This window comes from Niveibacterium sp. COAC-50, assembly GCF_013184235.1.
GTDB classification, from domain to species: Bacteria; Pseudomonadota; Gammaproteobacteria; order Burkholderiales; family Rhodocyclaceae; genus Niveibacterium; species Niveibacterium microcysteis.
The window spans coordinates 83,255-100,571 of the sequence record NZ_JABCJM010000004.1 but is presented as its reverse complement, the minus strand read 5'-3'; the positions used below and the strand labels follow the sequence as shown (position 1 = coordinate 100,571).

22 protein-coding genes are annotated in these 17,317 nt (G+C 66.9%); 5 read left to right on the top strand and 17 right to left on the bottom strand.

Translation table 11 applies throughout. The features are described from left to right. The 3 genes from HH302_RS15995 to ruvA form a co-directional block, all read right to left on the bottom strand. Window positions 1-891, bottom strand: coding sequence for a DMT family transporter (locus HH302_RS15995; protein ID WP_172203251.1), 891 nt, complete (start codon window positions 889-891; stop codon window positions 1-3). Window positions 892-979: 88 nt separating this feature from the next. After that, window positions 980-1,699: a UPF0149 family protein gene (locus tag HH302_RS15990; protein WP_172203478.1), complete on the bottom strand. Its 720-nt coding sequence runs from the start codon at window positions 1,697-1,699 to the stop codon at window positions 980-982. Between the two features lie 45 nt (window positions 1,700-1,744). Continuing rightward, a complete protein-coding gene (gene ruvA / locus HH302_RS15985; RefSeq protein ID WP_172203250.1) occupies window positions 1,745-2,332 on the bottom strand; it encodes a Holliday junction branch migration protein RuvA in 588 nt (195 codons plus the stop codon). 149 nt (window positions 2,333-2,481) lie between these two features. Here ruvA and HH302_RS15980 point away from each other — a divergent pair, with 149 nt between their 5' ends. After that, window positions 2,482-2,706, top strand: coding sequence for a YgdI/YgdR family lipoprotein (locus tag HH302_RS15980; RefSeq protein WP_172203249.1), 225 nt, complete (start codon window positions 2,482-2,484; stop codon window positions 2,704-2,706). A 48-nt stretch (window positions 2,707-2,754) separates the two neighbouring features. Here the strand turns inward: HH302_RS15980 and HH302_RS15975 are convergent, their stop codons facing one another. The 5 genes from HH302_RS15975 to rng are packed head-to-tail and all read right to left on the bottom strand — an operon-like array spanning window position 2,755 to window position 6,740. Beyond that, window positions 2,755-3,366, bottom strand: a complete 612-nt coding sequence (locus HH302_RS15975) for a glutathione S-transferase family protein (RefSeq protein ID WP_172203248.1) — start codon at window positions 3,364-3,366, stop codon at window positions 2,755-2,757. Further along, the gene (locus tag HH302_RS15970) at window positions 3,363-3,737 is read right to left on the bottom strand and encodes a hypothetical protein (RefSeq protein WP_172203247.1); all 375 of its coding nucleotides are present in this window, start codon (window positions 3,735-3,737) and stop codon (window positions 3,363-3,365) included. The genes HH302_RS15975 and HH302_RS15970 overlap by 4 nt, the downstream gene beginning before the upstream one ends. Further along, window positions 3,734-4,381 carry an HAD family phosphatase gene (locus tag HH302_RS15965; protein ID WP_172203246.1) on the bottom strand — a complete coding sequence of 216 codons (648 nt, stop codon included), beginning with the start codon at window positions 4,379-4,381 and terminating at the stop codon, window positions 3,734-3,736. Before HH302_RS15965 ends, HH302_RS15970 begins: the two co-directional genes overlap by 4 nt. After that, the gene (locus HH302_RS15960) at window positions 4,378-5,289 is read right to left on the bottom strand and encodes a prenyltransferase (protein WP_172203245.1); all 912 of its coding nucleotides are present in this window, start codon (window positions 5,287-5,289) and stop codon (window positions 4,378-4,380) included. Before HH302_RS15960 ends, HH302_RS15965 begins: the two co-directional genes overlap by 4 nt. Next, window positions 5,286-6,740, bottom strand: coding sequence for a ribonuclease G (gene rng / locus HH302_RS15955; protein ID WP_172203244.1), 1,455 nt, complete (start codon window positions 6,738-6,740; stop codon window positions 5,286-5,288). Before rng ends, HH302_RS15960 begins: the two co-directional genes overlap by 4 nt. 154 nt (window positions 6,741-6,894) lie before the next feature. Here rng and HH302_RS15950 point away from each other — a divergent pair, with 154 nt between their 5' ends. From HH302_RS15950 to HH302_RS15935, 4 genes are all read left to right on the top strand, one after another. Next, on the top strand, window positions 6,895-8,088 hold the full coding sequence (locus HH302_RS15950; protein WP_172203243.1) for an NAD(P)/FAD-dependent oxidoreductase: 1,194 nt from the start codon (window positions 6,895-6,897) through the stop codon (window positions 8,086-8,088). 78 nt (window positions 8,089-8,166) lie between these two features. Next, the gene (locus HH302_RS15945) at window positions 8,167-9,408 is read left to right on the top strand and encodes a hypothetical protein (RefSeq protein WP_172203242.1); all 1,242 of its coding nucleotides are present in this window, start codon (window positions 8,167-8,169) and stop codon (window positions 9,406-9,408) included. A gap of 4 nt (window positions 9,409-9,412) precedes the next feature. Continuing rightward, the gene (locus HH302_RS15940; RefSeq protein ID WP_172203241.1) at window positions 9,413-9,853 is read left to right on the top strand and encodes a hypothetical protein; all 441 of its coding nucleotides are present in this window, start codon (window positions 9,413-9,415) and stop codon (window positions 9,851-9,853) included. Next, a complete protein-coding gene (locus HH302_RS15935; RefSeq protein ID WP_172203240.1) occupies window positions 9,853-11,412 on the top strand; it encodes a sensor domain-containing diguanylate cyclase in 1,560 nt (519 codons plus the stop codon). The genes HH302_RS15940 and HH302_RS15935 overlap by 1 nt, the downstream gene beginning before the upstream one ends. 16 nt (window positions 11,413-11,428) lie before the next feature. Here the strand turns inward: HH302_RS15935 and HH302_RS15930 are convergent, their stop codons facing one another. From HH302_RS15930 to HH302_RS15890, 9 genes are all read right to left on the bottom strand, one after another. After that, window positions 11,429-12,040 (bottom strand): nucleoside triphosphate pyrophosphatase, encoded by a 612-nt coding sequence (locus HH302_RS15930; protein WP_172203239.1) that lies wholly within the window; start codon window positions 12,038-12,040, stop codon window positions 11,429-11,431. A gap of 17 nt (window positions 12,041-12,057) precedes the next feature. Then, window positions 12,058-12,528, bottom strand: a complete 471-nt coding sequence (gene rlmH, locus HH302_RS15925) for a 23S rRNA (pseudouridine(1915)-N(3))-methyltransferase RlmH (protein WP_172203238.1) — start codon at window positions 12,526-12,528, stop codon at window positions 12,058-12,060. Further along, window positions 12,528-12,899 carry a ribosome silencing factor gene (gene rsfS, locus HH302_RS15920; protein WP_172203237.1) on the bottom strand — a complete coding sequence of 124 codons (372 nt, stop codon included), beginning with the start codon at window positions 12,897-12,899 and terminating at the stop codon, window positions 12,528-12,530. The genes rlmH and rsfS overlap by 1 nt, the downstream gene beginning before the upstream one ends. Next, a complete protein-coding gene (gene nadD / locus HH302_RS15915; protein WP_172203236.1) occupies window positions 12,899-13,591 on the bottom strand; it encodes a nicotinate-nucleotide adenylyltransferase in 693 nt (230 codons plus the stop codon). The genes rsfS and nadD overlap by 1 nt, the downstream gene beginning before the upstream one ends. Next, a complete protein-coding gene (locus HH302_RS15910) occupies window positions 13,575-14,387 on the bottom strand; it encodes a BPSS1780 family membrane protein (RefSeq protein ID WP_172203235.1) in 813 nt (270 codons plus the stop codon). The genes nadD and HH302_RS15910 overlap by 17 nt, the downstream gene beginning before the upstream one ends. Window position 14,388: 1 nt before the next feature. Continuing rightward, entirely contained in the window at window positions 14,389-15,126 is a 738-nt protein-coding gene (locus HH302_RS15905) for a BPSS1780 family membrane protein (protein ID WP_172203234.1), read from the bottom strand. A gap of 87 nt (window positions 15,127-15,213) precedes the next feature. Further along, complete coding sequence (locus tag HH302_RS15900; RefSeq protein WP_172203233.1) at window positions 15,214-16,158, bottom strand: homoserine kinase; 945 nt, start codon at window positions 16,156-16,158, stop codon at window positions 15,214-15,216. 39 nt (window positions 16,159-16,197) lie between these two features. Beyond that, on the bottom strand, window positions 16,198-16,539 hold the full coding sequence (locus HH302_RS15895; protein ID WP_172203232.1) for a DUF2782 domain-containing protein: 342 nt from the start codon (window positions 16,537-16,539) through the stop codon (window positions 16,198-16,200). 10 nt (window positions 16,540-16,549) lie between these two features. Continuing rightward, window positions 16,550-17,278, bottom strand: coding sequence for a TIGR00730 family Rossman fold protein (locus HH302_RS15890; RefSeq protein ID WP_172203231.1), 729 nt, complete (start codon window positions 17,276-17,278; stop codon window positions 16,550-16,552). Window positions 17,279-17,317 lie beyond the last annotated feature (39 nt).

Here is a 17,317-nt window from a genome sequence, read left to right as displayed (position 1 = left end):
TCAGCCTGCCGGGGTGCTGCGCCGCGGCCAGGCAGTAAGCACTACGCCTGCGACCGCGCAGCCGAAAGCGACGAAGTGCGGCAGGCGCAGTGTTTCGCCGAGGAAGGCGACGCCGACCGCACTTGCCGCGAGTGGCAGCGCAATCGTGAACACACCGGCATGGTTGGCCGGCACGCCGCGCAGGCCGCTCATCCACAACCACACCGAGAACACGCTCGCGCCAAGCGCGTAGAACACCAGCAGTACCCACATGCCGGGGGCGACGCCGGCGAAATCGAAGCCGATCGCCTGCCACAGCCCGAACGGTGTCATCAGCAGCAGGCCGACGAGGTTGATCAGCGCCGAGACGCGCAGCGGCGGCAGGTGGGCCGAGACGCGTTTGCCAATCACCACATAGGCGGCCTCGCAGGCTACGGCACCGATCAGCAGCAGGTTGCCCACCAGCGAGCTTTGACCTGCCTCGCCTTTCGACAGCCCCAGCGTCGCGATGCCGACGACCGCGAGCAGCACCGCGACGAGGTTGCGCGGCGCGAGGCGTTCGCCAAGGATCACCCGCGACTGCAGCGCGACCATCGCGGGCAGCGTCGCGAGGATCACGCCGGCCGCAGTGGCCGATGTTTGCGATACGCCGTACAGCATGCAGATCGAGAACAGAAAGTTGCCGAAGAAGCTTTGCAGGAACAGCGCGCGCCAGGTCGCCCCACTGATGCGTTCGTCGCGGCGCGGCAGCGTTTGGCGCAGCATTGCGAGCCCGCCGATGCCAAAGCGCAACCACGCGAGCAGAAACACCGGCAGCGCAGCCACGAGCGGCTTCGACAGCGCGACGTAGCTGCCAACGACGGCCATCGAGGCGAACAACAGGGCGTAGCTGCGGAGCGGATGGGCGGACATCAGGCGTGGGTCAATGGATTCGGCCCGCAGCGCGGGCGCGCGTGGCGTGCGGCCCGTTACGGGCCGTCGTCACGCAGTGGCGGGTAGGTCAGTGCAGCTTTTCCGGCGAGCCGCAGCACTTCTTGAACTTCTTGCCGCTCCCGCAGGGGCAGATGTCGTTGCGGCCCGGCAGTTCCGGCGCGCGCATCGGCACCCGCGGCGCGGTGACCACGCGCAGATAGCGGCGCCAGAAGGCGTAGAGGTACTGCAGACCGGCTACGAGCGGGCTGAGGATCTCGTCGCGCTCATCGTCGGAGAGCGGATGCCCGGCGGATTTTTCGCCCGAGTCCATCGCCGCGATCAGGTTCAGCAGCGTGACGCAGTCTTCGTCCTCTTCGAGCGCATCCCAGTGCGCGTCATCCATCCACTCCAGGCCATCGCGGAACCCGCGCGCCCAGCCTTCGGCGAGGGGGTGGCCGCTCTCTTCCGGGTCATCGAGCAGCGGGAAGTACATCGACTCCGAACCTTCTTCCGCGCTGACGCCGGACCAATCCTCGCGGAATCCGGTGGCGACGGTGTTCCAGTGGCGCATCAGCAGCTCGATCGTCTGGCGCGCCTGCGCGTCGGATTCCCACTCGGGCTTCTCGGCGCCCAGCACTGCGGGCACCCATTCTGCGGGTGATACGACCTCGGGGCCGACCACCAGCGCACAGAACAGGCCGTCCATCTCTTCGAGCGACAGCGAGTCCGGGAACTGGCTCAGCAAATCATCCAGCGTGTCGAGTTCGTCGTCGTCGAGCGGGCGGTGGATTTCGATTTCTGCGTTCATGATGCGTCCTGCATGTAAGGCCTGCGACGCCCGTCGCGGCGTGGATCAGACTTTGGAGAGCAGCTTCAATGCTGCACGGATGCCATCGGAGACGCCGATGTCGGCCGGCAACTGTTTCAGCGCCGCCTGCGCTTCCTTGTCGTTGTAGCCGAGCGCCAGCAGCGCGTTGGCGATGTCGCCCTGGGCGCCGGCGGCCGCAGTTGCCGCATGGGCGTGCGCGGCGGGCAGGGCCTTGGGCAGTTTGTCGCGCAGTTCGAGCAGCAAGCGCTCGGCGGTCTTCTTGCCGATGCCGGGCACCTTGGTCAGGCGGCCGGGCTCCTGCGAGGCCACCACCTGCGCAAGCTCGGTCACCGACAGCCCCGACAGCACCGCAAGTGCGGTTCGTGCGCCGATGCCGGAGATCTTCAGCAACTGGCGGAAGGCCACGCGTTCATCTTCCGACCCGAAGCCGTACAGGAAGTGCCCGTCCTCGCGCACGGCCATGTGCGTGTGCAGGGTAACCGGCTGTCCGGTGGCGGGCAGGTTGTAGAAGGTGCTCATCGGCACCTCCAGTTCATAGCCGACCCCACCCACATCCAGCAGGATCTGTGGCGGGTTCTTTTCGGCGAGGGTGCCGCGCAGGCGTCCGATCATGTTCGAGCACATCAAGTAAAGCGGAGATTGTACGGGTAGCGGCGCGAATCGCGGTGGCAGGCCCGGTTTTGCTGGGCTAGACTTGTTTCGCGACCCACAAGAAGAAGCTACGGGTCGGCAACCATCAACGCATCAAGGGAGGTTCGGAGATGAAACAGCTTTCGATGGCCGTGGTGACCGCAGTTGCACTGTCGCTCGGGCTCGCCGCATGCGGTGGCAGTCAGTACATCCTGAGCACCAAGGAAGGCCGCATGCTGGTATCTGACGGCAAGCCTCAACTCGATGAGAAGAGCGGCATGTACAAGCTGAAGGATGCCGACGGCAAGGCGACCATGATTCCGAAGGACGACATCGTCCAGATCATGGAACGCTGAGCGCCTTCTCTGCTCAGAAACAAACGGGCCGCCCGCGGGCGGCCTGTTTCATTCCAGCGGGCAGGCGAGAAATTCGGGCCGCGCTTCGGCCCGGGCGGAATGGGCTGCGATGCGAGGGAAGTCCGCCGCGTCAAGCTTGCCGGGCAGCACGAAGTGGGTGAAACGCCATGCGACAGCGCACGCCACGTCGGCCGAGTCCAGGTGGTCGCCGCCGAACCAGCCCTCGGCCGGCAAGGCGACTTCCAGCAGCTCGAACGCGCGCTGCAACTGCAGGCTGATGCGGGCGATCCAGTCGTCCCAGCGCTTGGTTTCAGGCCGCAGCGCGATCTCGTAGTACCACTGCACCGCCTTTTCCATTGCAACGAGCGCGACGCCCACACGGTACAGCGCTTGCTGCCGTGGCGGGCCCTCGGCGGGTGTCAGGCGGCGTGTCGCGTCGGCATGGGCCTCGACATGGTCGAGGATCAGCGTGCTGTCCATCAGGATGCCGCCGTCGTCGCAAATCAGCGTCGGCGCCTTGATCAAGGGGTTGATCGCCGAGAAACGATCCATGTGCCGGAACACCGATACCGATTCGTGTTCGAGGGCAACGCCCATCAGCCTGGCCGAGATGGCCACGCGGCGCACATAGGGCGAGTCGAGCATGCCGATCAGCTTCATCGTGTGTCTTCCTTCGTTGTGCTGGTCGAGGCGGCCGGGCGGCGCGCACAGTCCTCCGCGGTTTGCCGCAGCTTTTGCATCACCGCGCGTGCCTCGTCGGCCGATTTCACCGGAATCTTCGCGTCGTAGCCACTGCCGAGGTTGCCGCCGCCGTAGGTGATCTGCACCGCATCGGCGCGCGCTTCGACGTATTGCACGATCCCCAGGTTCACCCAACGCTGGTTACCGTTCTCCGGCGGCAGCGCAAACAGGCAAAACGCGGTGGATCCGACCGGGCCGTTCGACGTAGCGGGCGCGGCGGTGTTGGGCGTCTGCGGTTGGGCCAGCGCGGAATATGCGCCCAGCAGTAGCGGAAGACAAAGCAGTTTCACGCGAGCTCCTCGATGACGGCAAAGAGGGACGGCACGATGCGCGCCCCGGCGGCGATCACATCGGCATCTGGGGCCAGCAGGTCGGGCACCATGCGAACTTGCATACCAGCGGCCAACGCGGCGCGCGCACCGGCGTTGGAGTCTTCCAGTGCGAGACAGTTCGCCGGCGCAATTCCGAGCCGCGCTGCCGCGGCGAGAAAGATGTCCGGCGCGGGCTTGCCCTGCGGCACCTGGTCGCCGCCGATCACGGCATGCATCCGCGCTGCCAGGCCTACCCGTTCAAGCTTGAACTGCGCGCGCGCGTGGCTCGTCGAAGTGGCAACGGCGCGCGGCAGCGCCAGCCGATCCAGTAGATCGAGCAATTCGGTCACGCCCGGCTTGAGCGGGATCGCGCCCGCAGCAATCAAGGCCTCGTAGCGCCGCGCGAATTCGGCCGCATGGGCGTCGACATGACGCGGGTCGCCGAACAGGCCTTCGAGCAGCAGTGCGTTGTCGCGTGCGTTGCGCCCGATCATCGCGAGGGCTGTTTCCTCGCGCCAGGGCAGGCCCAGCGCCTCGCACGCTTCCCGCCCGCAGGCGTAGGACACGCGCTCGCTATCGAGCAGCAGGCCATCCATGTCGAAAATGACGGCTTCAATTCTCATCGCCAGTGTCGTCCGATCAAAAGCAGGGCGCCCGCCATCAGCAGGCCGTGCAGGTGCGCCGCAAGCAGCGTGCTGCGTATCGCAGGGCGCAGCGCAGCGGGCTCGCTCGCGTGGGCGACCAGTTTGCGTGATGCAGCTGTTGCCACCGGCAGCATCGCGAGCGAAATGCCGCAGAGTTGGGGCAGATTCTGACGACCGATCATCAGTACAACCCAGATCAACGCGGCCATGAAGAGCCCGAAAAGCCCCCACTTCGCGGCCTCCGGACCGAGCCGGACCACCAGCGTACGCTTGCCGGCCTGCGCATCGGCGGCGCGGTCCGGGAACTGGTTGATGAACAGAATTGCCGCCGCCATCAACGCGAGGGGCAGGCCGGTGACTACGGGCTGGAGGCTCAGCGCGCGGCGTTGCACGGCGTCGCATCCGACAATGATCAGCAGCCAGCACGCCACGATTGCCCACTCACCGAGGCCGCGCGCCTGCAGCTTCAAGGGCGGGGCGGAATAGGCCCAGGCGAGCGCCAACCCGAGGCCGCCGAGCGCCAGCAGGGGCAGGCCCGCGACGGATACGATCCAGGCGCCGATCGCGGCCGCTGCGGAGAGCAGCACAAGCGCAAGCCGGCGCGTTTGCTCGGGCGTCAGGCGGCCGTCCTGAATGAAGCGGCTGCCCCCGGTGTAGGGCGCTACGCGTTCGGTATTGGCAGCGTCGCAGCCGTTCAGGTGGTCGTGATAATCGTTCAGCACGTTTGCGCCGGCGTGCGCGAGCAATGCCACCGCAAGGCTCGCCAACGCGAGCCCGGCGTGGATCGGAATGCCCTGTGATACCGGCGTAGCCAGCCCGACCAGCACTGCAACCAGCGTGATGCTGAGGAAGGCCGGGCGGGTGGCGAGCAGCAGCGTGCCGATCACAGCAGGACGATGTCGAACTGCTCGGGGTTGTAGCTGGTTTCCGCTTGCAGCGAGATCGGCTTGCCGATGAAGTCTGACAGCATCGCGAGCGCCTGCGACTCTTCGTCGAGGAACAGGTCGATCACCGAAGGTGCGGCCAGCACGCGGTATTCCTTGGCGTTGAACTGGCGTGCCTCGCGCACCAGTTCGCGCAGGATCTCGTAAGCCACGGTGCGCGATGTCTTGATCTCGCCGCGGCCGCTGCAGGTGGGGCAGGGCTCGCACAGGATGTGCGCGAGCGATTCGCGGGTGCGCTTGCGCGTCATCTCGACGAGGCCCAGTGAGGTGAAGCCACCGACCGACACCTTGGTGTGGTCGCGCGACAGCGCCTTGTTGAGCTCGGCCAGCACCGCCGCGCGATGTTCGTCACTTTCCATGTCGATGAAATCGATCAGGATGATGCCGCCGAGGTTGCGCAGCCGCAGTTGGCGCGCGATCGCGAGCGTCGCCTCGAGGTTGGTCTTGAACACCGTGTCGTCGAAGGTGCGTGCGCCGACAAAACCGCCGGTGTTGACGTCAATCGTTGTGAGCGCCTCGGTCTGGTCGATGATCAGGTAGCCGCCGCTCTTCAGATCCACGCGGCGCGACAGCGCCTTCTGGATCTCGTCTTCGACGCCGTGCAGGTCGAACAGCGTGCGTTCGCCGGTGTAGTGGTCGAGCAACGACACCACTTGCGGCATGTACTCGCTGGCGAAGGCGTTGAGCTTCTGGAAGTTCTCGCGCGAGTCGATGACGATCTTCTCGGTCTCGGGCGTCACCAGGTCGCGCAGCACGCGCTGGGCGAGGTTCAGATCGTGGTACAGCGCCAGAGGCGGATGCGCACCGACCGAGCGGCTCTTGATCTCGCTCCAGATCTTGCGCAGGTACGCGATGTCGGCACCAAGCTCTTCGTTGCTCGCCCGTTCGGCCATCGTGCGTACGATGAAGCCACCGGTCTCGTCGGCCGGTACCAGCTGGTGCAGGCGCTCGCGCAGCGCGAGGCGGCCTTCTTCGCTCTCGATCCGCTGCGAGATGCCGATGTGCTTTTCCTGCGGCAGATAGACGAGCAGGCGCCCGGCGATGCTGATCTGCGTCGATAGCCGTGCGCCCTTGGTGCCGATCGGGTCTTTCAGTACCTGGACGACGAGGTTCTGCCCTTCGTGCAAAATCTTCTCGATCGGCCGCTGCACTTCACCGGCGTGGCGATCGAACCAGATGTCCGCCACATGCAGGAAGGCGGTGCGTTCGAGGCCGATGTCGATGAAGGCCGATTGCATGCCGGGCAGCACCCGGACCACGCGACCCAGATAGACGTTGCCGACAAAGCCGCGCGAGTGTTCGCGCTCGATATGCAGTTCCTGCACGACGCCATTCAGCAGCATCGCGACCCGGGTTTCCTGCGGCGTGAAATTGATCAGGAATGATTCGCTCATGGTGACGCTTCGAAGTGTGATGCGGGAGCATCCCCTTGCGGAGGTGCTCCCGCATCGCACACCGGCGGCGCCGCGGACCCGGGTTGCGCTTTCATTCTAACCGCCCGGCCTGCTGCCAGCCCGGTAAGATCTCGCGCTCTCGTTGGAGTGCGGCATGGCAGAACAGTTCGATGTGGCGGTAATTGGCGCCGGCGCGGCCGGCATGATGGCCGCGGCGGTTGCAGGGCAACGCGGCCGGCGGGTCGTGCTGATCGACCACGCCGAGCACCTGGCCGAAAAGATCCGCATCTCCGGCGGCGGGCGCTGCAATTTCACCAACCTGCAGGCCGGGCCTGCCAACTACCTGTCGGACAACCCGCATTTCTGCCGCTCGGCGCTGTCACGCTACACGCCGCGCGACTTCCTCGATCTCGTCGAACGCCATGGCGTGCGCTGGCACGAGAAGCACAAGGGCCAGCTGTTCTGTGACGACAGCGCACAGCAAATCATCGACCTGCTGGTGGCGGAATGCGCCGCCGGTGGCGTGGCCTGGCGTCGGCCTTGCCGCGTCGGCGAGGTGGCGCGGGACGAGGCTGGCTTCAGTCTGGAGACCAGCCTGGGCCGCATCGAGGTGGCATCGCTGGTGGTGGCGACTGGCGGACTGTCGATACCGAAGATCGGGGCCACCGATTTCGGCTTCCGGCTGGCGAAGCAGTTCGATCTGCCCCTTGTGCCGCCGCGCGCCGCTCTGGTGCCGCTGACCTTCGCTGCAGCTGACTGGGCGCCTTTTGCCGAGCTCTCCGGGGTGTCGCTTGAGGTGGAGGTCTCCGGCGGCAGCGGCAAGCGGCGTGGGCATTTTCGCGAGGATCTGCTGTTCACCCATCGCGGTCTGTCTGGCCCCGCGATCCTGCAGATTTCGTCGTTCTGGAGCCCGGGTGAGGCGATCACGCTGAATCTCGCGCCCGACACCGATCTTGCCGAAGCGCTGCTGGCCGCCAAGCCAGGGAACAAGCAGCAGCTGCAGAACGCCCTGGCGCAGTGGCTGCCGCGCCGCCTTGCGGAACACTGGGCCGCTGCCAGTGGCTACGCCGGCCGGCCGCTGGCCGATATGCCGGATCGCACACTGCGCGAGCTGGCGCAGCGCCTGAACGCGTGGCAGCTGGTGCCGGCAGGCTCGGAGGGCTACCGCAAGGCGGAGGTGACGGCGGGCGGCGTCGACACCCGCGCGCTGGACCAGAAGACGATGATGGCCAAGGCGGTGCCCGGGCTTTTCTTCGTCGGCGAGGTGATGGACGTCACCGGCTGGCTCGGCGGCTACAACTTCCAGTGGGCCTGGGCGAGCGGCTACAGCGCCGGCATGGCGGCCTGATCAGCCCTCAAGCCGCTGCAGCGGGCAGCCGTTAACCCTCAGTGCCGGCGCATGCCCGGCGCACTCCGGAGGGGGCTGGTGAGCGCTGTCCTGAAAACCCGCGTGGTCCTCGCGGCCTTATGCCTCGCGAGCGGCGTCGCCGTACGGGCGGACGAGTCCCCGGACCGACCTTGGCGGCTGGCCGGCTTTGGCACGCTGGGCGGCACCTGGGCCAGCGCCGACGGCATCGAGTATCGCCGCGACGTGACGCAGGCACCAACCGGCGTGGCGGGCGGGGCAGGGGCGGCAAACGTCGATACGCGGATTGGCGTGCAGTTCAACTATCAGCTCGGCGCCGATTGGGAAGCGGTGGTGCAGGCGCTGTCGCGCTACCGCTACGATGGCTCGTGGCGCCCCGAACTGAGCTGGGGCTTCCTCAGCTATTCGCCGGACGCGGCGCTGACCCTGCGGGGCGGGCGCCTTGGGCTCGATGTCTATCCGCTCGCCGACTCGACCAACATTGGCTATTCCTACCTGCCGGTTCGTCCCGCGCCGGACTACTACGGCGGCATTCCGATGCAGTCGCTCGATGGTCTCGATGTTAGCTACATCTGGCCGCTCGGGGCCGATGCGCTGAAATTCAAGGCTTATGCCGGGCTGGCGGTAGGCAAGGCGGTGGCGGACGCGCAGGGCGCGGTATTCGATCTGGCCGATTCGCCACTCGTAGGCGCCTACCTCGAATACCAGGGTGAGCCGTGGACCGCGCGGCTAGGCTACACCCAAATCCGCGTCGCACATGATTTTCCCTTCCCCGACATCTACGACGCGCTTCGCAACGGTGGCATTCCCGGCGGCCCCGAGCTGGCCGACCGCCTGTCGGTGGAGGGCAAACACTTCGGCTACCTGTCCGCTTCGCTGGGCTACCAGCAAGGTGCGCTTCAGGCGCAATTGGCTGGCAGCTACTTCCGTTCCGATAGCGATGCGCTCCCGCCGTACTACGCGGGCTTCGCCCTCCTGGGCTATCGCGTCGGTGCGCTGACGCCATATCTGCTGTTATCGGGTGCGCGCTCGCCGGACAGCCACCCGGTATCGGGTCTACCGCCGTGGCCGATGCTTGCGCCGCTGGAGAACGCCGTCGGCAAGATGTTTGAATCCAACCTCAACAACCTGCAGACGGTTGCGCTGGGCACACGCTGGGACCTGTCGAGCCACATCGCGCTGAAGTTGCAGGCCGAACGCATCCACGGCACGCACAGCATCGTGCTGTGGTTCAACGACGCGGCCCCCGGGGACGCTTTCAAAACCACGGTGCTGAGCGCCGTGCTCGATTTCGTGTTCTGACGCCATGGCCGCGATCCGCCTCGCCGCGCTGTGTCTCCTGAGCCTGCTGTGGCCGGCCGGGAGCGCATGGGCGCTGGACCTCGTGGTGGTGGTCAACCCAGGCTGCGCCGTCGCGCGCCTCACCCGCGACGACGTGATCAATCTCTACATGGGGCGGTTGCGCAAACTGCCGGATGGCACCGCTGCGCGCCCGATCGACCTGCTGACCAGTTCCGGGCAGGAGAAACAGCAGTTCTACCAACGGCTGCTGTCGCGCGATCTGAGCGAGGTGCGTGCCTACTGGGCGCGGCTCACCTTCTCCGGCCAGGCTTCGCCGCCGGTGCAGGCGGAGACGACCGAGGAAGTCCTGTCGCTGGTGCAGCGCAATCCGGGCGGTATCGGCTACGTCGAACGCTCGCGCTCGGATGCCCGGGTGCGCATCGTGTTCGAGCTGGGGGACAAGTGATGCTGCGTCTCATCCGTCGCAACCTCGGTCTGCGCACCACCGCGATCATCCTGTTGGTTGGCGGCGTGGTGGGCATCGCGTTTGCGCTGGCCGCGCTGCCCTTCGTCCGCGCGCAAGAGCGCGAGACCATGCAGAGGCAGAGCATCGCGCTGATCGACGCAGTGGAAGGCACGGTCAGCACGGCGTGTTTCGTCGACGACCGCGTGCTGGCGAAACAGGCGCTTGAGGGCCTGGTCAAGAACCCCTATATCCGGCGGGCCGATGTACGGGTGGCGAACACGGCGATTGCCGAGGCCGGCGGCCCGCCATCCGGTGCCGACTACCTGAGCCGCCCGGTGCATTCGCCGTTTTCAGAGAGCGAAACGATCTGCGAGATCCGTGTCGAACCTAGCGAAGCGCTGATCCGCGACGTGTCCTACGAGCGCGCCTGGCGGGTCGCCGCGCTGATGGGCGGGCAGATGCTGGCGGTGGTGCTGGCGGCGCTGATGGCGGTCAGCGCCTTCGTGACCTGGCCGATCCGCCGGATCTCCGACAGCCTGCACCGCATCGAAGGCAAGGAAGGTGGGCAGATCCCCACGCCGCGTGGTCATGACGACGATGAGCTGGGGCGGCTGGTGCGCGACACCAACGCGCTGATCGCCGGGTTCTCCGGGCTGATCCGCACCGAGCGCAGTCTGCGCGAGCAGCGCGAGCTGGATGAACAGCGCATGCGCCTGATCTTCGAGAATGCCGAAACCGGGCTGTTCACGCTGACCGGCGATGGTCGCCTGCAATCGTGGAATCCCGCCTGTGTGCGGGTGCTGGGCGGGCCGCAATCGCCACACGAAAGCCCCACGCTGGGCGAGTTGCTGCCGTCGCTGGCGGTGCCGCTCGACGCGCTGCGGGCGCGTTGCATCGAGCGCCAGCGCTCGGTCTCCGAAGACTTCGTGCTGACGGAAGAGAGCGGCCTGCAGCGCTGGATCCAGATCGTGCTGACACCGGCCGGCGGCGGCGCCCTTCAAGGGCTCGCGAACGACATTTCGGACCGCAAGCGCGCCGAGGAGGCCGCACAGGAGCTGGCGATTACCGACAGCCTGACCGGCGCGATGAACCGCCTCGGCCTCAACCGTCGCCTCGCCAACATGCTCGCCGAACACACCCGCGACCCGGCGCGCGGCTTCGCGCTCGCCATGATCGACCTCGACTGGTTCAAACAGATCAATGACACGCACGGACACGACGCGGGTGACCATGTGTTGCGTGTCGTGGCGCAAAGGCTGGAGCGGGCGGTGCGCCGCACCGACACGGTAGCGCGGCCGGGCGGCGACGAATTCGTGCTGCTGCTCGACGGCGTGACCGAAGCGGACGCCGCGACCGCGATCCTGAACAAGGTACGCGAAGCGGTGCTGGCGCCGATCACGCTCGACAGCGGAGCCGACGTAGCGGTGGGGGCCAGCATCGGGGTGGCGATGACCTGCGCGGCTACGAGTGCGCCGGATGAACTGATGCGGCGTGCCGATGCTGCGATGTACGGCGCCAAGAAGGAAGGCCGCAACGCGGTGCGGCTGTACGCGGAGTGATGCCGCAGCGGGTGCGTCAGGCCGGGTAGCCGAACTCGCGCAGCAGCTGCGCGGTTTCGTGCAGCGGCAGGCCGACGATGCCGGTGTAGGAGCCGCGGATCTCAGCGATGAATGCGCCCGCACGACCCTGTATGCCGTAGGCGCCCGCCTTGTCCATCGGCTCGCCGCTGCTCACGTAGCGCCGGATGTCCTCGTCACTCAGCTCGCCGAAACGCACTTCGCTGACCGAGAGCCGGTGATCGATGCGTTGCCCGTCCGCCATCGCGATCGCGGTCAGCACACGATGGCTGCGGCCGGCGAGGCGACGCAGGATCGCCGCGGCATCGGCCTCGTCGGCTGGCTTGCCGATGATCTCGCCGTCGAGGTCGATCGTGGTATCGGCGGACAGCACCGGCCGTGGCACCAGATTGCGCCAGGCGAGCCGCGTCCAGCCGCCCTGCGCCTTGGCGCGGGCAACGCGGACCACGTAGGCGTCGGGGTGCTCGCCGGGTAGCACATCTTCGGCCACGTCGGCGTCTTCGCGCGGTGGGGCGCGGAACAGCAGCGTATCGAACGCGACGCCGATCTGGTGCAGCAGCTCGCGGCGGCGCGGGCTGCGGGAGGCGAGGTAGATTCTGGGTGGCAACATGCGGGCGATTCTGCCGCTCACTCGCGGTGGTAAGGGTGGTTCTTCGTCACGCTCCAGGCGCGGTACAGCGCCTCGGCCAGCAGCACACGCACCATCGCGTGCGGCAGGGTCAGCGACGAAAGGCGGATCTTCTCGTGTGCCGCCTGTTTGAGTGTCGGGTCGAGCCCGTCCGGCCCGCCGATCACCAGCGCAACATCGTTACCCGCACCCAGCCAGCGCTCCAGCCTTTGCGCGAGTGACTTGGTGCTCAGGTCTTCGCCACGCTCGTCGAGGATCACCAGCCGTGCGCGCGGCGGCAGTGCGGCGCGGATGCGCTCGGCTTCGGCGGCCATCATCTGCTCGGCGGTCTTGCCACCGCTGCGCGGTTCGGCCTTGACTTCGACCAGATCGAGCGTGCATTCACGCGGCATGCGCTTGGCGAAGTCGCCGAAGGCCTCATCGACCCAGCCCGGCATGCGGGTGCCGACGGCGACGATCGCGAGCCGCATCAGAGCGCTTCGCCGTGCGCCTCGGCCGCATGCGGGCGGCGGCGAACCGGCGTATGCGACCAGATCTCTTCCAGGTTGTAGTAGCTGCGTACGGCAGGCTGCATCACGTGCACGACGATGTCGCCGAGGTCGACCAGCACCCATTCGCCGGTCTGTTCGCCTTCGACGCTGATCACTTCGCCACCGGCTTCGCGGACCTTGTCCTGCACATGCCGGGCGAGCGCCTTGGTCTGGCGGTTGGAATCGCCACTCGCGATCACGATGCGGTCAAACAGCGAGGTGAGGCGGGTGGTATTGATGACGTCGATATCTTTGGCCTTGATGTCTTCAAGGGCGTCGACGACCACTTTTTCAAGCTTGGCGATATTCATCAGGACGGTTCTTCCTCCGGTTCGCAGGGCGCCTCGCGATAGAGGCGGTGCTGGGCAATATAGTCGACAACCCCATCCGGCAACAGGTAGCGCGGGCTCTCTAGGCGCGCGCAGGCGCTGCGGATGGCGGTGGCTGAAATGTCGAGCGGGGTGATCGGGAAACGCAGGATGCAGCCGGCTGGCGACGTCGCCAGCGCGCTTGCATCGGTGCTTCGTTCGTCGCACACGGCCGCCAGCTCGGGCGGCAGCGCGTGGGGGTCGAGCGAATGGCCGGGCCGGGTTGCGACGGCAATGTGGGCAAGCTCGAACAGGCTGCGCCAGCGATGCCAGGTCGGCAGGCCGGCGAAGGCGTCAGCCCCCAACAGCAACACAAGCGGTTGCTGTGCGCCCAGTTCGCGGCGCAGGCGTTCCAGTGTCGGTACGGTGTAGCTCGGTGCGTCGCTGAGCACCTCCGCGGCATCGACTTCCAGCGTAGCGTTGCCGGCGGCCGCCAGTTGCGTCATCGCCAGGCGTTGTTCCGCTCGCGCGCCGGGCGCGCCGCGGTGGGCGGGGCGGCCAGCCGGAATCAGGCGTACGCGGGCGAGCCCCAGCTGCTGGCGAGCCTCTTCGGCAAGCCTCAGGTGGCCGAAGTGGATCGGGTCGAAGGTGCCGCCGAGGATGCCGAGCGGCGCGAGCTCAGGCGAGCGGACCATCCTGCAGGCCCGGGAAGACTTCCAGCGCGTTGACGTAGAACGCCCCGTACAGGCCGGGGATCAGCAGCATCGGCAACATCATCGCGATCGAAGCGCCGAGCGACGGCGAGGCCATCGCGAGCACGGCGCCGATCACGCCGGGGATCAGCCACAGCACCAGCGCAACGGCGAGCCCGAAAACGAAGAACGCCGCGAAGTTGCGCCAGAACGCGACGAAGCTGAAGAACGCGGCCTTGACCGGCGGCACCTTGCGCCAGGCGGTCAGCAGTGGCGCGAACCAGTTGGCCATCATCACCGGCATCGTCAGCCCCATCAGCATCAGTGCGGAGCGCATCAGGGCATCGGCATCGAGCGCCGGGTCGTCGAGCTTGCGGCGGCCCTGCATCACGTCGATCAGCATGCCGCCGTCCCATGCGGTGGTGATTGCCAGTGCAAGCAGGCTGCCGACGTAGTAGATCAGGCCGAGCACCACCAGCTCGCGCAGATTGCGCTGAAAGCCTGAGAACAGCGAAAACGGGAGCACGGGATCGCCTTGCTCGATCGTGCGGCAGACGTTGAATACGCCGACCGACAAGGCCGGCAGCAGCAGCGCGAGGGGGGCCTGCGCGATCCACGGCGCAACCGATTCGGGCAGCACCGTGACCAGCAGTGGCACCAGCAGCATGCCGGCGAACATCAGCACCAGCCACATCAGCATCACGTTGGCCGCCAGTGCGAACGGATTGCGCCGGTACAGCGCGAAACCGGCCTTGACCCAGGCCCAGCCATGCGAGGCGGGCAGCTTGTGCGCCTGCATCTCAGGCCTCCGCGCCGGTGCTGGCGAACACGTCGCGCCAGGAGGCGTAGATCGTCGTGGCGACGAGCGGAATCACGACGACGATGCCGAAACCGAAACTCAGCGTGATCGCCAGCGGCACGCCGAGCACCAGCACAGCGCCGACCAGTGCGCTTGCGCCGGTGTTGTGCAAGGCGGCGCGGAACGACAGGCGCATCGCATCAAAGGGCGAGGCGCGGTTGAGCATCACCAGTGCCGGGGCGAACCACAGCGCCAGCAGCATGCCCATCACGACGACGAAGGATACGAAGATGTCCGCGACCCAACTCAGCGCCAGCGTGATCCAGTCGAAGCCGGCCAGGCCGGTGATGTCGAGCAGCAGCGCAAGGACCAGGCTGGTGATGAAGGTCAGGATGCCGGCCGCGGTCAGCGCGATGCCCTGCAGCACCCCGATCATCGCCAGATTGGCCGCATGCTGGCGCAGACCGTCCCACAGCTCGTTGATCTTCAGCGTGCCGGTTTCGCGCGAATGGTGGGCCGCGGCGACCATGCCGCCTGCCAGCACCTGCAGCACCACCATCGCGAGCACGCGGCCGATCAGCGGCAGCCAAACGGCGATTGCGAGCACCAGGAAGGTCGCAGCGCCCATCACGGACCACACGGCCGGGTGCGCCATAAACAGGCGCCAGCCTTCGCGGAACCAGCTCAGCGCGCTGCTGGCCGGGACTTGGGCCGGGGTGGGAAGGTTATGAGCATGCATGGCGGGTGAGTCGTGCGATCGGGGCGGCGGGATGCGGATCCTACCAAATGCGCGGGGCTTTCCGGGTTGGCGGCCTGCGGCGGCCGCTCACGGCAGGCGCACCGCACCCGGTTGGGCGATGCGTGTGCGCAGGATCTCGCGGAATTCATCCGGGTTCTTCACCAGCACCATTTCGCCTTCGCGCGGGCGGTGGAAATCTTCCAGCCGCGAGAGCCAGAAGCGCAGCGCGGCACGCCGCAGCATCGCCGGCCAGGCTTCGCGTTCGGCACGGGTGAAGGGCCGGTCGGCATGGTAGGCGAGCAGGAAGGCGTTGGCGCGCGCCGGGTCCAGCGTGCCGTCTGCTCGACCGCACCAGTCGTTGAGGGTGACGGCCACGTCGAACAACAGCACATCGGTGCAGGCGAAATAGAAGTCGATCACGCCGCCGACATGCTCGCCATCCCACAACACGTTGTCGCGGAACAGATCTGCGTGGATCGTGCCGACGGGCAGGTCGAGTTCATCGAGCCCGCGCTGCACGATCAGTTCGGCTTCCAGCAGGGCGCGGTCGCCCGGTGCGAGTTGCGGCAAGACCGCCGCCGCCGCACGCTCGCGCCAGGCGGGGCCGCGCGAGTTGTCCTGCCGGCGGCCGTAGGACATGCCGGCCAGATGCAGCCCGGCGAGCATCGCCCCGAGCCGCTCGCACTGCGCCACGCTGGGCGCCATCTCTGAGCGGCCGGCAAGGCGCGTCACCATCACGGCCGGGCGGCCGGCGAGGGTGCCGAGGTAATCGTTGTCGCGGTTGGCGATTGGCGCCGGCACCGGCAGGCCATGTCGGGCAAGGTGCGCCATCAGGTGCAGGTAGTACGGCAGTTCGGCGCGCGGCACGCTTTCGAACAGCGTCAGCACGTAGCGGCCGAGCGTGGTCGTGACGAAGAAGTTGCTGTTCTGCACACCGGCTTCGATGCCGCGCAGCTCGGCCAAGCGGCCGACGGCATAGCCGGCGAGCCAGTCGCGCATCTGTTCCGGAGTGACGGGTGTGAAGACGGACATCGTTTCAACGCGGGCGGCAGCGAGCTGCCGACCTGCCAGTTACCAGGACTTGATCAGCCACATCGGGACCGACAGGCTGCGCTCGTTGTCGTCGGCGCGCGCGAACACGCCATCGCCCTTGTGGTCAACGAGGTAGTAGGGTTTGCCGACCTTGGGCGTCACCTTGATCATGTAGAGCCGGCCCTTGATGCGGTATTCCTCGATCTTGTCCTCGCCACGGGTCGATACGGTGACCTCCGGCGCTTCGTCGGTATCGACGACGCCAGCCGGCGGCGGTGGCGGTTCGGGAATCGGTTCGAGCTTGGGCGGCTTGTCCTGCGCGACCACCGGTGCTGCGGCGAGCATCGCGATCACGAACAGCTTGCGGAGGGTGTGGGACATGGTGCGCCTCTTACAGGTTGAGCATCAGCTCGTGTTCGCCGGGTAGCGGCTCGAATCCGCGATGCTCGTAGTGTTTGAAGATCGCCTCGACCACATCTTCGGGCGAGTCGATCACCTGGATCAGATCGAGGTCTTCCGGGTTAACCATCTTCTCGGCCACCAGGCGCTCGCGGAACCAATCCACCAGCCCTTTCCAGAACGGCGAATGCACCAGGATCACCGGGATCGGCCGGCTCTTGCCGGTCTGGATCAGCGTCAGCGCCTCCATCAGCTCGTCCAGCGTGCCGAAGCCGCCGGGCATCACCACGTACGCGCTGGCGCACTTCACGAACATGTACTTGCGCGCGAAGAAGTGGTGGAAGGTCTGCGAGATGTCCTGGTACGGGTTGCCGTGCTGCTCCATCGGCAACTGGATGTTGAGACCGACCGAGGGGGATTTGCCAAAGTAGGCGCCCTTGTTGGCCGCCTCCATGATGCCGGGGCCGCCGCCGGAGATGACCGAGAAGCCGGAATCCGAAAGCAGGCGCGCGATCTTCTCGGCTTTCTCGTAGTACGGATCGTCCTGCTTGGTGCGGGCGCTGCCGAAGATGCTGACAGCCGGGCGGATCGGTGCGAGACGCTCAGTCGCCTCGACGAACTCTGCCATAATTCCAAAGATCCGCCATGCCTCGCGCGCCATCTGGCTGTGCGTGCCGGGCGTTGCGGTGGTTACGGGCGGGAGTTTCTCTTTCGCGCTCATTCTTGTCTTTCGTCGCAGGATCGATGTGGTGCCGGTACC